Genomic DNA, 14,546 nt, shown 5'->3' on the forward strand with positions numbered 1-14,546 from the left:
CAGATCGAGTGCTCCCCAACCGCCGTTTTGGGCCGGCGGTTGGGGAGCACTCGATGAGGTTTAGGCGTAGGTGTTGACCAGCCGGACGGCGCCGCCGTCGACGCCCTTGGCGCCCTGCACATAGTCCGGTCCGGTCTTGACGATCGAGTCCGAATTCTGCTCCACGGTGCCCATGACCCAGGCCGGCAGCCCGCGTTCGTTGAGGCGGTTCACCGCGGCGTCGGCGGCCTCCGGCGAGACGATCGCGACCATGCCCACGCCAAGGTTCAGCGTGCGCTCCAGGTCGGCCAGCGGGACGTTGCCCAGTTCGGCGACGAGCCGGAAGATGGCCGGGAGCTGCCAGGTGGCGCGGTCCACGGTGGCCAGCAGGCCCTGCGGCAGGACGCGGGCCAGGTTGGCGGCGAGGCCGCCACCCGTCACGTGGCTGAAGCCGTGCACGGCCTGGCCGGCGGCGGAGCCGCTCACCGGGAACGTGCGGGCCAGGTCCAGGCAGTCGGCGGCGTAGACGCGGGTCGGTTCCAGGAGTTCCTCGCCCAGCGTGCGGCTGAATTCGGAGACATGGCGGTCCAGGGCCCAGCCGGCGTGGTTGATGACGCGGCGGACCAGGGAGTAGCCGTTGGAATGCAGGCCCGAGGAGGCCATGCCGATCACCACGTCGCCGGCGCGGACACGGTCCGGGCCCAGCAGGTCGGCGGCTTCGACAACACCGGTGGCGGCGCCGGCGACGTCGTACTCGTGCTCGCCCAGCAGGCCCGGGTGCTCGGCGGTTTCGCCGCCCACCAGGGCGGTGCCGGCGACGGAGCAGGCGGCCGCGATGCCACGGACGATGTCCGCGATGCGTTCCGGGACCACCTTGCCGCAGGCGATGTAGTCGGTCATGTACAGCGGCTCGGCGCCCACCACCACGATGTCATCGACCACCATGCCGACGAGGTCGAAACCGATGGTGTCGTGGATGTCCATGGCCTGCGCGATGGCGACCTTGGTGCCGACGCCGTCGGTGGAGGTGGCCAGCAGCGGGCGCTTGTAGGTGAGCAGCTTCGAGACGTCGTAGAGGCCGGCGAAACCGCCGACGCCGCCAATCACCGAGGAGTTATGGGTGGCCTTGACGGCATCCTTCATGAGTTCGACGGCGCGGTCGCCGGCCTCGACGTCGACGCCGGCGGAGGCGTAGGTGATGCCGACGGTGTTCTGGGCGGCGTTCATGTCAGCGGCCGGGGAGGCGGAAGTCATACGGGCTCTTTCTTGTCGGCAGCAATGGAACGATCAACGCGATCGTCATCGGTGAGCAGTTCTTCGAATTCGGCGTCCGGGCCCGGATCGCAGCCGGTGGCACCGGGCTTTTCGGCCGGATCCTCGTCGGGGCTGATGGCGGCGGCAGCCTCGGCGGCGGTTTCCGGCGCAGCGGCGCCGAGGGCGGCGTCTCCGGCGGCGGGGAGGCCGCCGAGATCGGTGCGTTCGAGCAGGTTCTTGCCCAGCTTGTCGGCGCCCGGGAGCTCGATCGGGTACTGGCCGGTGAAGCAGGCGGTGCACAGGCGTTCGCGCGGCTGGCGGGTGGCGTCGATCATGCCGTCTTCGGAGATGTAGGCCAGCGAGTCGGCACCGATGGCCTGGGAGATTTCCTCGATCGTGGCGCCGTTGGCGATCAGCTCCGCGCGGGACGCGAAGTCGATGCCGTAGAAGCAGGGCCACTGCACCGGCGGGGAGGAGATCTTCACGTGGACGGAGGCGGCGCCGGCTTCGCGGAGCATCCGGACGATCGCGCGCTGGGTATTGCCGCGGACGATCGAGTCGTCGACGACGACGACGCGCTTGCCGCGGATGACGGATTCGAGGGCGTTGAGCTTGAGCCGGATGCCGAGCTGGCGCAGGGTCTGTGAGGGCTGGATGAACGTCCGGCCGACGTAGGCGTTCTTGACGAAGCCGTGGGCGAAGGGGATGCCGGATTCCTCGGCGTAGCCCACCGCCGCGGGGGTCCCCGATTCCGGCACCGGGATGACGATGTCCGCTTCCTGGGTGTTTTCGCGGGCCAGCTGGCGGCCCATCTCCACGCGGGACTCGTACACGGAGCGTCCGGCAATGGAGGCGTCCGGCCGGGCGAGGTAGACATATTCGAAGACGCAGCCTGCCGGCGTCGCCTCGGCGAAGCGCTGGGAGCGTACGCCGTCCTCATCGATCGCGATGAACTCGCCGGGCTCGATTTCGCGGATGAAGCTGGCGCCGACCGTGGCGAGGGCGGACTGCTCGGACGCGACCACCCAGCCGCGCTCCAGCCGGCCCAGGCAGAGCGGGCGGATTCCGTAGGTATCGCGGGCTGCGTAGAGGGTGCCTTCATCCATGAAGACAAAGCAGAAGCCGCCCTTGATCTGGGGCAGCAGTTCCATGGCGGTCTGTTCGAGCGACTTGCCCTCTTCGCCCTCCAGCAGGGCCGTGACGAGGGCGGTGTCCGAGGTGTTGCCCTGCTTCATTTCGCCGGTGAGCTGGCCGCCGTTGCGGTCCACGAGCATGGCCTTGAGCTCGGCGGTGTTGGTCAGGTTGCCGTTGTGGGCCAGGGCCACAGTGCCGGTTGCGGTCGCGCCCAGAGTGGGCTGCGCGTTGGCCCAGTGGCTGGCGCCGGTGGTTGAGTAACGGCAGTGGCCGACGGCCAGGTGCCCGGTCAGGGTGTTCAGCGTGGTCTCGTCGAAGACCTGGGAAACGAGTCCCATGTCCTTGTAGACGTTGATCCGATTGCCGTCGCTGGTGGCTATACCAGCCGACTCCTGACCGCGGTGCTGCAATGCATACAGCCCGTAATAGGTGAGTTTTGCAACCTCTTCGCCGGGAGCCCAGACCCCGAAGACGCCACATGCGTCCTGAGGGCCCTTTTCGCCAGAGAGAAGGTCATGAGAAAGTTTTCCATCGCCGCGTGCCACTGGTCGATTATCTCACGTTTGCGCCGGGACTTTCCCGGCGGCCGGTTTATGACCTGCGGCGCCGCTCAGGCGCCCTGCGGGTCCTCGGTGTCGGGCACGGAATCGGGCACGGATTCGACGACTGCGCGCTTGGCCCGGCGGATACTGACCCGGTCCAGGATGAGCGCCACGAGGCCACCCACAATGACGCCGCCCGCGCCGCACATGATCATGAAAAAGCCGAACACGGCGCTGGCATCGTAGCTTTCATCGCCCGGGAGTCCGTAGGCGAGGAAAGCGGCCACACCGAAGCCCAGGAGCCCGCCCAGGACCAGGAACGGCACGTACTTCGGCGCCCGGCGCACAGTGATTTCACGCCGTTCGGGGACGTGCTGCTCGCCTGCGGTGCCGGAGTTTTCGGGGATAGACATGCCGTTAAGCCTACTGCGCCGGCAACCATTGCTACCGCCGGGGCCGCGGGAGCACACTAGTGGTTGGGGGAGGGTGCGGTCCGGGCGTAAGGAGTCGCACCATGTCAGTCACAGCGGACAGCATCCGTGACCAGCAGCGCATCATCTGGGACCAGTTCGCAGCAGGCTGGCAGAAATGGGACACCGAACTGCTCGGCTGGCACGGCCCGTTCGGCGACGCCCTGATTGAGGAGGCGCGGCTGCATCCGGGTTCCTCGGTGCTGGACGTGGCGTCAGGAACGGGCGAGCCGGGGCTCACGGCGGCGGCAATGGTGCCGGACGGCCAAGTGGTCCTGACTGACATTTCCGCTGGCATGCTTAACGTGGCCAGGCTCAAAGCGTCAGCCCGGGGCCTTCAAAACGTCCGGTTCGAGGTCTGCGATGCCGCTGCGCTGCCGTTGGCAGACGAATCCTTCGACGCCGTGATTTGCCGCTTCGGATTCATGTTCTTCCCCGCGATGGCGCCGGCGCTCCGGGAGATGGTCCGGACCGCCAGGCCCGGGGCGCGGATAACCGCCGCCGTGTGGGGCCGGGCCGCGGAAAACCCGTGGGCAAGCCTGATCGTGGGCACGCTGGCCCACCACACGGAACTCCCGCCGCCGCCCCCGGGGACACCGGGGTTGTTCCGGTATGCAGCGGCAGGACTGATGACCAGCAGGTTCCGCGAGGCAGGCCTCGTCGACGTCAGCGAACGGAAAGTCAGCACGGACCTGGTGCACGAATCCCCGGATCGCTACTGGGAGTTCATGACCGACATTGCGACCACCGTTGCGATGGGCCTGGCCAGCTCGGACGCGGAATCCCGGGAGCTGATACGTTCCGAGGTCTTCCAGCTGCTCGGCCGCTACGAGCACGACGGCGCCATCCGGCTCCGCTCCACGGCCACCATCGTGGCCGGGACGCGGCCCTAGCCGGTTTCCGCAGGGTGCCTAGACGCCGAGCTCTTCCTTCAGCGCGGCGACGTGGCCCTGCGCCTTGACCTGGTACTGCGCCAGCTTCACCTTGCCCTCGGGGTCGAGCACCACGGTGGAGCGGACGATCGCTTCGGTGACCTCGCCGTTGACCAGTTTTTCGCCCCAGGCGCCGTAGGCCAGGGCCACGGCGTGGTCTTCGTCGGCGAGCAGCGGGAAAGTCAGGGCGAAGTCGCCGGTAAAGTGCGCCAGCGCCTCGGGGGCGTCGGGGGAGATTCCCAGCACTTCATAGCCGGAACCCTGCAGGGAGGCCAGGCTGTCGCGGAAATCGCAGGCCTCGGTGGTGCAGCCGGGGGTGGCGGCCTTGGGGTAGAAGTACACGATGACGTTTTTTCCGCGGTAATCGGCCAGCGAGACCTTCTGTCCTGCGGCGTCCGGAAGCGTGAATTCCGGGGCGGAGGTTCCGGGCTGGAGTTTCACGGTCAGATTGGGGGTCATAGGGGTCATGGGGGTTCCTTCGGGGTGGGAGGTCTTGGGAGCTCTGTCGGTGGAGCTGTGTGAACAAAGACGAGCTTATTTTGCACAACCGCAGGTTCAGATGCTGTATTCCGCCGGTCCGCGCACCTTGGTACGGGGCCCGGGGACAAACTGGTAGCCGCCGCCGCGGACCGTGGCGATCGCGTGCCGCCCACCCCGCAGCTTGCGCCGCACCCGGCCCACGTACACATCGATGGACCGCGACGCAGCCGCAGGCGAGTCGAACGATTCAAGGAATAGCCGCAGCTCCTCGCGGCCCACGATGCGGGAGCAATTCTCCACCAGATGCCGCAGCAGCCTGAATTCGACGCCCGTCAGCGGCACCCGCTGCCCGTCGAGGTGTGCCTCGCCGGCAGCCAGATCCACGCATACCAGGCTGGCGGAACTGGCCGAGGGCGGCAGCCGGGTCGCGCCGCCGTCGTCCTCTGGCGGGGAGTCCTCCACAGCGGCCGACGACGGCAGCGGGGTTCCGCCGTCGTCGGGGGTTGCAGCTCCGGGGGCGGGCCAGAGCTGGACGTCCGCCCCCGGGGCAATCTTCAGGGCGTGCGCCAGCACCAGTGCCGCGGCCCGCGCCATGACGGTGTCATCGACGTCCTGGCCGGCGCCCGGTGTTACCCACACGGCCAGGCCGTGCGCCCTGAGACGCGGCCCGGCGGCCGGACCCGGCTCCCGGCGCACATGCAGGCCTCTCGGGGAATGGGCTTCGGTTGCCATCGCAGATGTCAGACTCCGCCGCGGCGGAGGAGTTTTCCGCTGGGGGTCCGGCCGTCGATCTCGCGTCCGCGCAGGAAGGTCCTGCGGACCACGCCGGAGAGGGCTTTGCCGTCGTAAGGGGTGATGGGGTTCTTGTGCTTGAGCTTGGAGACATCGACCACGAAGGCCTCGTCCGGCGCGAAGATGGAGAAATCGGCGTCGTATCCCAGGGCCAGCTGGCCCTTGGTGTTCAGCCGGGCGAGTTCGGCGGGCTTCCGCGCCATCCAGGACACCACCTGTTCCAGCGGGATGCCGCGGTGCCGGGCCTCCGTCCAGATCAGGGACAGGCCCAGCTGGAGCGAGGAGACCCCGCCCCAGGCCACGGCGAAGTCGCCGTTTTCCAGGTCCTTGAGGTCCAGGGTGGACGGGGAGTGGTCCGAGACGATGCAGTCGATGGTGCCGTCCAGGAGGCCCTGCCAGAGCAGCTCCCGGTTGGCGGCCTCGCGGATGGGCGGGCAGCACTTGTAGGCGGTGGCCCCGTTGGGGATTTCCTCGGCCATCAGGGTGAGGTAATGCGGGCAGGTTTCCACGGTGAGGTGGAGGCCGTCGCGCTTGGCGGAAGCGATCATGGGCAGCGCGTCCGAGGATGACAGGTGCAGGATGTGGGCGCGCGCACCGGTCCAGCGGGCACGTTCAATCACCTCGGCGATGGCCTTGTTCTCCGCGCCGCGTGGCCGGGAGGCCAGGAATTTTTCGTACTGGTCGCCGCCCGGGTGCGGGGCCCGGTCGATCGCACGGGAATCCTCGGCGTGGACGATCATGAGCGAATCGAAGGACCTGAGCTCGGCCATGTCCTCCTCCATCTCGTCCGCGTCCAGGTGCGGGAACTCGTCCACGCCCGAGTGCAGCAGGAAACACTTGAAGCCGAAGACGCCCTCGTCATGCAGCGGCCGGAGGTCCGCCTTGTTGCCGGGAATGGCTCCGCCCCAGAACCCCACGTCAACGAACGCCTGGTCCTCGGCCACCTCGCGTTTGAGTTTGAGGCCCTCCACCGTGGTGGCGGGCGGGATGGAATTGAGCGGCATGTCGATGATGGTGGTCACGCCGCCTGCGGCAGCCGCCCGGGTGGCGGAGGCGAAGCCCTCCCACTCGGTGCGGCCGGGCTCGTTGACGTGGACGTGGGTGTCGACGAGCCCGGGAAGCAGGGTTTCGTCCTCCGCGAGCTCGATGACTTGCGCGCCGGACAGGCCGTTGCCGAGCGGCTCGAGGGCAACGATCTTGCCGCCGCGTACTCCCACTTCGCGCGGCGCGATTCCGGCCGTGGTGAGGACGTGCTGCCCCCGGATGACGAGGTCAAAGGTTTCTTCAGGCATTCAGGCTCTCCTTGCTCACTGCCGCGGGTTCTTCGGCCGGTCCCGCCAGCTGCAGGCCGATGTTCCGCCCCAGGCGTTCCAGCAGTGCTGCCGCCTGCGCTATACATGTGTCTACATTGCTTTCGAGTTCCGTCAAAGCGTGCACCTCGCGGAAGCCGGATTCGGCGAGCTGTTCCGGGCCCAGCGTGGTGCGTCCGCAGACAGCGATGACCGGTACCCCTGCCCGCGCGGCCGCCCGCGCGACGCCCAGCGGGGTTTTGCCCAGCAGGCTTTGTTCGTCCAGGCTTCCTTCCCCGGTAATGACCAGGTCCGCGCCGGCCAGGCGCTCCGCCAGTCCGGTGAATTCGAGGACGACGTCGATGCCCGGCCGGCGCGTGGCCGCCAGGGCCGCGATCGCAGCGTAGCCTGCCCCGCCGGCTGCCCCGGCGCCGGGGGCCTGTGCGGCTTTGACCGCCCGCGGCCCGATTTCCGCCGCGAGCACGTCGACGAAGCGGGACAGCGCGGCGTCGAGGGCGTCCACATCCGCAGGGCTGGCGCCCTTCTGCGGTCCGAAGACCGCGGCGGCGCCCTCGGGGCCAAGCAGCGGATTGTCGACGTCGCTGGCCAGCACAAAGCGGGCTTCCTCCAGCCGCGGGTCGAACCCCGCGAAGTCGATCCGCTCCAGCCGCGACAGCGCGGCGCCGCCGGGCGGAAGCTCGCGGCCCTCACTGTCCAGGAACCGGGCACCGAGCCCCTGCAGGACGCCGGCGCCGCCGTCGGTGCTGGCGCTGCCGCCCACGCCGAGGATGATCTGCCGGCAGCCTGCGTCCAGTGCCGCGCGGATCAGTTCGCCGGTGCCCAGGCTGGTGGAGCAGGTGGCGCTGGCGGAGTCGGGGCCGGCGCCGGGCAGGACCGCGAGCCCGGAGGCGGCCGCCATCTCGATGACCGCCTCCCGGCCGCGGACCGCGAAGTCCGCTGTCAGCGGCTGCCCTGTGGGTCCGCTGACGACGGCGCTGCGGCGGGTGAAGCCGGAGCCGACGGCGGCATCCAGGGTCCCTTCGCCGCCGTCGGCCACCGGAATCAGGAGAACATCCAGGTTGGACCCGGTTGCCGCCTTCAGCCCTGCTGCCAGGTGCCGCGCGACGTCCGGAGCGGAGAGTGATCCTTTGAACTTGTCCGGAGCTATGACAATGCGCATTTCCTAGCCCTGCATGGCCAGGATAGCGGTGGGGGCGTCCCCGCGGGATTCGGCCAGGGCCTCGAACTCGTTGACGGCGTTGATTTCCACACCCATGGAGATATTGGTGATCTTCTCCAGGATTACTTCCACCACCACGGGAACCCGGAACTCGCCCATCAAGGCCTGGGCCTTGTCGAAGGCGGACGCCAGGTCGCTGGGGTCCTCCACCCGGATGGCCTTGCAGCCAAGGCCCTCGGCCACCTTGACGTGGTCCACGCCGTAGCCGCTGGCGGTTGCGGAGAGATCCGTGGAGTTGATGTTCTCGAACGCCAGGGACACGTTCTGCTCCATGCTGAAGCCGCGCTGGGACTGGCGGATCAGGCCCAGGTAGGAGTTGTTGACCACCACGTGGATGTAGGGCAGGTTGAACTGCGCCCCGACGGCCAGTTCCTCGATCATGAACTGGAAATCGTAGTCACCCGACAGCGCGACGACGGTCTCGTCCGGCTTGCCGCGCACCACGCCCAGGGCGGCCGGGGCGGTCCAGCCCAGCGGGCCGGCCTGGCCGGCGTTGATCCACTTGCGCGGACCGAACACGTGCAGCATCTGGGCGCCGGCGATCTGTGACAGGCCGATCGTGGAGACGTAGGTGGTGTCCTTGCCGAACGCCTTGTTCATCTCCTCGTACACCCGCTGCGGTTTGATCGGGATGTTCTCGAAGTGCGTCTTGCGGTGCAGGGTGGCCTTGCGCTCCGCGCAGTCGGCGGCCCAGCCGGAATAGTCCGGCAGGGTGCCCGCGGCCTGGCGTTCCCGGGCCAGTTCAATGAGACCCGTCAGGGCCGCGCCGGCGTCGGAGGCGATGCCCAGGTCCGGGGAGAACACGCGGCCGATCTGCGTCGGTTCGATGTCGATGTGCACGAACGTGCGGCCGGCCGTGTAGGTCTCCAGGCCGCCGGTGTGGCGGTTGGCCCAGCGGTTGCCGATGCCGATGACGAAGTCGGAGGCCAGCATGGTCTCGTTGCCGTAGCGGTGCGAGGTCTGCAGGCCCACCATGCCGGCCATCAGCGGGTGGTCGTCGGCGATGGCGCCCCAGCCCATCAGGGTGGGGATGACCGGCACGCCCAGCAGTTCGGCCAGTTCCACCAGTGCAGCGGATGCCCCGGCGTTGATGATGCCGCCGCCGGCCACGATCAGCGGGTGCTTCGCCGCGGTGAGCATGTCCAGTGCCTTGTCCAGCTGTTTCCTACTGGCGCGGGGCTTTTCGACGGCCAGGGGTTCGTAGGCGTCGATGTCGAACTCGATCTCGGCCATCTGCACGTCGATCGGCAGGTCCAGGAGCACCGGACCCGGACGGCCGGAGCGCATCAGCTGGAACGCCTTCTGGAAAGCACCCGGAACCTGGCCCGGTTCGCGGACGGTCATGGCCAGCTTGGTGACAGGCTTGGCGATGGACTCGATGTCCACGGCCTGGAAGTCCTCCTTGTGCAGTTTGGCCACCGGGGCCTGGCCGGTGATGCAGAGCATGGGGATGGAATCGGCCCAGGCCGCGTACAGCCCGGTGATCATGTCGGTGCCGGCGGGGCCGGAGGTGCCGATGCAGATGCCGATGTTGCCGTCCTGGGCCCGGCTGTAGCCGTCAGCCATGTGGCTGGCGCCTTCAACGTGGCGGGCCAGGGTGTGGCGTATCCCGCCGTGGATCCGCATGGCGGAGTAGAACGGGTTGATGGCCGCCCCCGGCAGGCCGAACGCCTCGGTGGCGCCCTCCTTTTCCAGGATGGCGACGGCAGCGTCTACGGTGCGCATCTTAGTCATGGTGTACTCCTTGGAAGTCTGTTTTTGGGTGTGCTGAAGGAAGGCCCGCGAACCGTTGCGGGGCACTTTGGGGGGCGCGGCGTCGTAAATCGCGACGGCGGCCGGCGTGTCCGTGGCGAAGTGCCCCCGGACGGCGGGTGGCTGGGACGGGTCAGACGGCCGGATTGCGGCGGCCTGCGGGTGGCCGGAGGCCAGGCGGGGTGGCCGGGGCGCCGGACGGGGTGGACCGGGCGGTGGCCGGCCGCGGTTGCTTAGGCGCGGCCGCTGAGCTGCAGGACCTGCTTGAAGAGTCCGGAGTGGTCCAGCCCGCCGTCGCCCTGGTTGACGCTGGCGGCGACGAGCTGTGCGACGACGGCGCCCAGGGGGACCGCGACGTTGGCTTCGCGGGCGGCCGAGGTGACGATGCCCAGGTCCTTGTGGTGCAGGGCCAGGCGGAAGCCGGGGTCGAAGTTCCGGTCGAGCATCTTCTGGCCCTTCTGGTCCAGGACCTTGGAGCCGGCAAGGCCGCCGCCAAGGACCTTCAGGGCCGCGTCAGTGTCGACGCCGTAGGCTTCGAGGAAGGCGATGGCCTCGGCGAGGACCTCGATGTTGACGGCGACGATCAGCTGGTTGGCCGCTTTGACCGTCTGGCCTGAGCCGGCCGGGCCGACGTGGACGATGGTCTTGCCGACCGCGGTGAGGACATCCTGGGCGGCCTCGAAGTCTGCCGCGTCGCCGCCCACCATGATGGACAGGGCCGCGTCGATGGCGCCCTGTTCGCCGCCGGACACCGGGGCATCGAGGGCACGGATGCTGGCGGCCTTGGCGTCGTTGGCCAGGCGCTTGGCAACATCCGGGCGGATGCTGCTGGCGTCGATCCACAGGGTGCCCGGCCTGGCGTGGGCGAACACGCCGTCGGGGCCGCTGACAACGCCTTCGACGTCGGGGGAATCCGGCACCATGGTGATGACGACGTCGGCGTCCTTGACGGCGTCGGCGATGCTGGTGGCGCCGCGTCCGCCGGCGGAGACAAGCTTATCGATCTTGTCCTGGCTGCGGTTGAAGCCGGAAACGGTGTGGCGGGCCTTGACCAGGTTGATAGCCATGGGCAGGCCCATGATTCCGAGTCCGATGACTGCAACATTGCTCATGATGGTTCCTTTACTGGAGTCTGGTGGTGGCGCGGCTGGTCCGCCGCGGTGCGGGGCGGAACGGTCAGTGGGCCGCGCGCTGGCGGATGGCCCAGGCGAAGGCGGTTTCCGCCGGTGCCTTGTATTCGAGGCCGATGTAGCCCTCGTAGCCGAGCTGGCGGCTGCGGGCGACCCACTCGCCGAGGGGAAGCTCGCCGGTTCCGGGAGCGCCGCGGCCGGGGTTGTCGGCGATCTGGATGTGGCCGAAGTCTTTGGCGTGCTTTTCGATGACGGCGGCGACGTCATCCCCGTTGACTGCGAGGTGGTAGAAGTCGGCGAGGAGCTTGATGTTATCCGCGCCGGTTTCCTGCTTCACGCGGGAGACGACCTGGACGGCGTCCTCGGCCGTGAGGAGCGGGTAGCGCGGGGCGCCGCTGACCGGTTCGAGCAGCACGGTGCCGCCGATGCCGGCCACTCCCGCCGCAGCCGCGGCGAGGTTCTTGACCGCCAGGTCATCCTGGGCCTCCGGGGTCTGGCCGTCCTGGCGGTTGCCGTAGAGGGCATTGAAGGAGGTGCAGCCGAGGCGTCCGCCGATGCCGGCCACCACGTCGATGTTGTCCTTGAACTCCGAGCAGCGGCCCTTCCAGGACACGAGGCCGCGGTCGCCGCCCGGCATGTCGCCGGCGTTGAAGTTCAGGCCCGTGAGCTGGACCCCGGCGTCGGTGATGGCCTGCTCGAAGCGGGTGACTTCGGCGTCGGCGGGCACTGACGCCGCGAAGGGCCACCAGAACTCGACGGCGTCGAAGCCGGCGGCCTTCGCAGCGGCCGGCCGCTCAAGGAGGGGCAGTTCGGTCAGCAGGATGGAACAGTTCACGGTGTACGTCATGGTGGGTTTCTTTCCGGTACGGGCGGAAGCCGGACGAGGCTTCTTCGCCTTGCTCAACTTCCACTTTGTGGAATAAAGATTCTGCTTTATGAAAAGTGTAGGGAAGGTTGGGCGCAAGAGTCAAGGGGTGCGTTAATGCCGGAGGCGGCTGCAGGGCGGGCGGGGGACCCGCCTGTTACCGGGCACAGCAACCGGGCCCGGCGGCGTCAGGGCCCGGTTGTTTCAGCTGGGGGATTTCTCTACCCCTTGGACGGATCCTTCCGGGCCGTAAGACCCACGAGCGCCCCGACGCCGATGCCGATCAGCAGGCCCGTAAACGGCTTGTCGGCGGTGGCAACCCCGATGGCAAGGCCGAGCGCGGCGCCAATAAGCATTCCGATCCACAAGGATTCGTACTTCACAGCCTCAGGCTAGCAAGCGCCGCCAAGCCTGCAGGCGCCGGGTCGCGCAGCCGTGCTCAGGTGAGGCGGATCTGGCGGTTGACGTCCTTGTAGAGCAGGTAGCGGAAGGGGCCCGGCCCGCCGGCGTAGCAGGCCTGGGGGCAGAAGGCGCGGAGCCACATGAAGTCGCCGGCCTCGACTTCCACCCAGTCGTCGTTGAGCCGGTAGACGGCCTTGCCCTCGAGGACAAAGAGGCCGTGTTCCATCACGTGGGTTTCGGCGAACGGGATGGAGCCGCCGGGCTGGAACGTGACGATATTGACGTGCATGTCGTGGGCCATATCGTCCGGGTCCACAAAGCGGGTGGTGGCCCAGGCCCCGTTGGTGCCCGGCATGGGCCGGGGCTCGATGTCCTGGTCGCGGGTCACGAAGGACTTCGCCGTGAAGCCTTCCAGCGGCTCGTAGGCCTTGCGGATCCACTGGAAACTGGCGGCGTCCCCTGCGGCGTCGTTGGAGACCTTCCAGTCCGATCCCGCCGCAAGGTAGGCGTAGCCGCCGGCCTCCAAGTGGTGGATCTCGCCGTCGAGCGTCAGAGTCAGCTCGCCCTTGGTGAGGAAGATGACGCCTTCGACGCCGGCCTCCGCCTCGGGCTTGTCGCTGCCGCCGCCGGGAGCCACCTCCACGATCAGCTGCGAGAAGGTCGTGGCGAAGCCCGCGATGGGCCGGGCGATGATCCAGGCGCGGGTCTTGGTCCAGCCGGGGAGGTTGGAGGTGACGATGTCGCGCAGCACGCCTTTGGGGATGACGGTGTAGGCCTCTTTGACCACGGCGCGGTCGGTGAGGAGCTGGGTCTGCGGCGGCAGGCCGCCTTCGGGGGAAAAGTAGTTGCTCATGGGGTGCGCTCCTTTATTAAAAGGTAAGTGGAGGGGGTCAGCGGTTGTGGGTGGCGGCCGGCTGGGCCAGCCGGGGGTGGGCCAGGGCAGTCAGCTGGGGCAGTCCGAGGCCGGTCAGCCCGTGGACTTCCTCCGCGCCGGCGGCCCCGCACTGGATGCCGCGCAGCACGAAGGCCGCCAGGGCCCTGGCCGTGGCGGGTTCGTCCATGACCCCGCCCTCGGTGCGCTCCACGTAGTTGCGCAGCCGCGCGGCGGCGGCGGGGAGGCCCTGCCGGTAGAACGCGTAGGTGGCGGCGAAGCGGCTGGGCAGCTGGGCGGGGTGGAGGTCCCAGCCCTGGTAGTAGCCGCGTTCCAGTGAGCGGCGGACCAGCCGGCCGTGGAGCCGCCAGGCGTCCTGCACGCCGTCGCCGACGGGGATGACGTTGGTGGAGCCGTCGGAGAGCCGGATGCCGGTGCCGGCGACGGCGAGCTGCATCACCTCTTTGGCGTAGTCGGCCACCGGGTGTTCCATAGACTGGTATTCCGCGGAGATCTGCAGGGATGCCGAGTAGTCGTAGGTGCCGTAGTGCAGGGCGCTGATCCGTCCTGGGACGGCGTGCGGCAGCTGCGCCACCGGGGAGGTGCCGTCCGGGCCCAGGATCAGCTGCGGTGTCTCGACCTGGACCTCAAAGCGCAGCCGGCCGGCGGGCAGCGAGTGGATTTCCTCCAGCCGGGACACGGCGTAGTCCATGGCCTGCACCTGCGCCACGGTGGTGACCTTGGGCAGGGTGAGGACGAGCCCTTCCGGCAGCTCGCCGGCGGCGGCCAGGCCGGAGACGAACAGGTCCAGGGTGCGCAGCCCGCGGGCACGCGTGGGCGCCTCGAAGCACTTGAACCGGATCCCGATGAACGGCGGGGCGCTGCCGTCCGCCACCGAGGCGGCCACGGCGGCCGCGGCGGTGGCGGCGGCCGCGTCCTCGGCGGCGTCGCCCCGGTCCCCGTAGCCGTCCTCGAAGTCCAGCCGGAGATCCTCGATCGGCTCGCTGCCGAGCTTCGCGGCGACGCGGGTGGCGACGGCGGAAGCCAGCTCGGGGTCCTGGCCCAGCAGGGCGCCGAGCCGCTCCAGCCCGCCGTGGGCGTCGGCGGCGGCCAGCGCCTGGGCGCCCCAGCCGGCGGCGAATCCCGGTGTGAAGCGGTCCGCCGGGACGTAGACGGTGTGGACCGGCTGGCGGGTGCCGTCGTCGCCCGGGTAGTTCCGTTCCAGCAGCTCATCCGTTGCCGCCAGCCGGGCGTCGATGTCCGTAAGGTCCTTGGCACTCAATGAAGCCTTGATGGCCATCTCTCAGCCCACCAGTTCGTAGGCCGGCGTGGTGAGGAAGTCCGTGTATTCCTCGGCGTGGGGGGATGAAATGGTGGGAGCCATTGTGGTCCTTCCTGGGCGGTGGATAAGTCG

The 14,546-nt window shown here is 68.8% G+C and carries 14 protein-coding genes; 1 reads left to right on the plus strand and 13 read right to left on the minus strand.

Features of this window, described 5'->3' with window-relative positions; translation table 11 throughout:
* Window positions 1-60: 60 nt before the first annotated feature.
* The 3 genes from purM to AC1MFL_RS11000 form a co-directional block, all read right to left on the minus strand.
* The gene (purM, locus tag AC1MFL_RS10990) at window positions 61-1,233 is read right to left on the minus strand and encodes a phosphoribosylformylglycinamidine cyclo-ligase (RefSeq protein ID WP_479809684.1); all 1,173 of its coding nucleotides are present in this window, start codon (window positions 1,231-1,233) and stop codon (window positions 61-63) included.
* Window positions 1,230-2,912, minus strand: a complete 1,683-nt coding sequence (gene purF, locus AC1MFL_RS10995) for an amidophosphoribosyltransferase (RefSeq protein ID WP_479809686.1) — start codon at window positions 2,910-2,912, stop codon at window positions 1,230-1,232. The genes purM and purF overlap by 4 nt, the downstream gene beginning before the upstream one ends.
* 65 nt (window positions 2,913-2,977) lie before the next feature.
* The gene (locus tag AC1MFL_RS11000; RefSeq protein WP_479809688.1) at window positions 2,978-3,322 is read right to left on the minus strand and encodes a hypothetical protein; all 345 of its coding nucleotides are present in this window, start codon (window positions 3,320-3,322) and stop codon (window positions 2,978-2,980) included.
* 101 nt (window positions 3,323-3,423) lie between these two features.
* Here AC1MFL_RS11000 and AC1MFL_RS11005 point away from each other — a divergent pair, with 101 nt between their 5' ends.
* Complete coding sequence (locus AC1MFL_RS11005) at window positions 3,424-4,272, plus strand: class I SAM-dependent methyltransferase (RefSeq protein ID WP_479809690.1); 849 nt, start codon at window positions 3,424-3,426, stop codon at window positions 4,270-4,272.
* A gap of 18 nt (window positions 4,273-4,290) precedes the next feature.
* Here the strand turns inward: AC1MFL_RS11005 and bcp are convergent, their stop codons facing one another.
* From bcp to AC1MFL_RS11055, 10 genes are all read right to left on the minus strand, one after another.
* The gene (bcp, locus tag AC1MFL_RS11010) at window positions 4,291-4,770 is read right to left on the minus strand and encodes a thioredoxin-dependent thiol peroxidase (protein ID WP_479815430.1); all 480 of its coding nucleotides are present in this window, start codon (window positions 4,768-4,770) and stop codon (window positions 4,291-4,293) included.
* Window positions 4,771-4,866: 96 nt separating this feature from the next.
* A complete protein-coding gene (locus AC1MFL_RS11015) occupies window positions 4,867-5,523 on the minus strand; it encodes a winged helix-turn-helix domain-containing protein (RefSeq protein WP_479809692.1) in 657 nt (218 codons plus the stop codon).
* Between the two features lie 8 nt (window positions 5,524-5,531).
* Complete coding sequence (gene allB / locus AC1MFL_RS11020) at window positions 5,532-6,875, minus strand: allantoinase AllB (RefSeq protein WP_479809693.1); 1,344 nt, start codon at window positions 6,873-6,875, stop codon at window positions 5,532-5,534.
* On the minus strand, window positions 6,868-8,052 hold the full coding sequence (locus tag AC1MFL_RS11025) for a glycerate kinase (RefSeq protein WP_479809695.1): 1,185 nt from the start codon (window positions 8,050-8,052) through the stop codon (window positions 6,868-6,870). Before AC1MFL_RS11025 ends, allB begins: the two co-directional genes overlap by 8 nt.
* Before the next feature lie 3 nt (window positions 8,053-8,055).
* Window positions 8,056-9,846 (minus strand): glyoxylate carboligase, encoded by a 1,791-nt coding sequence (gcl, locus tag AC1MFL_RS11030; RefSeq protein WP_479809697.1) that lies wholly within the window; start codon window positions 9,844-9,846, stop codon window positions 8,056-8,058.
* 251 nt (window positions 9,847-10,097) lie between these two features.
* Window positions 10,098-10,976 (minus strand): 2-hydroxy-3-oxopropionate reductase, encoded by an 879-nt coding sequence (locus AC1MFL_RS11035; RefSeq protein WP_479809699.1) that lies wholly within the window; start codon window positions 10,974-10,976, stop codon window positions 10,098-10,100.
* A 64-nt stretch (window positions 10,977-11,040) separates the two neighbouring features.
* Complete coding sequence (locus tag AC1MFL_RS11040) at window positions 11,041-11,841, minus strand: hydroxypyruvate isomerase family protein (RefSeq protein ID WP_479809700.1); 801 nt, start codon at window positions 11,839-11,841, stop codon at window positions 11,041-11,043.
* A gap of 239 nt (window positions 11,842-12,080) precedes the next feature.
* Entirely contained in the window at window positions 12,081-12,242 is a 162-nt protein-coding gene (locus AC1MFL_RS11045; RefSeq protein WP_479809701.1) for a hypothetical protein, read from the minus strand.
* A 56-nt stretch (window positions 12,243-12,298) separates the two neighbouring features.
* Window positions 12,299-13,114, minus strand: a complete 816-nt coding sequence (locus AC1MFL_RS11050) for a bifunctional allantoicase/(S)-ureidoglycine aminohydrolase (RefSeq protein WP_479809702.1) — start codon at window positions 13,112-13,114, stop codon at window positions 12,299-12,301.
* Window positions 13,115-13,151: 37 nt separating this feature from the next.
* Window positions 13,152-14,432 (minus strand): DUF6986 family protein, encoded by a 1,281-nt coding sequence (locus tag AC1MFL_RS11055; RefSeq protein WP_479809704.1) that lies wholly within the window; start codon window positions 14,430-14,432, stop codon window positions 13,152-13,154.
* Window positions 14,433-14,546 lie beyond the last annotated feature (114 nt).

The organism is Arthrobacter sp. BG3 (assembly GCF_056680185.1).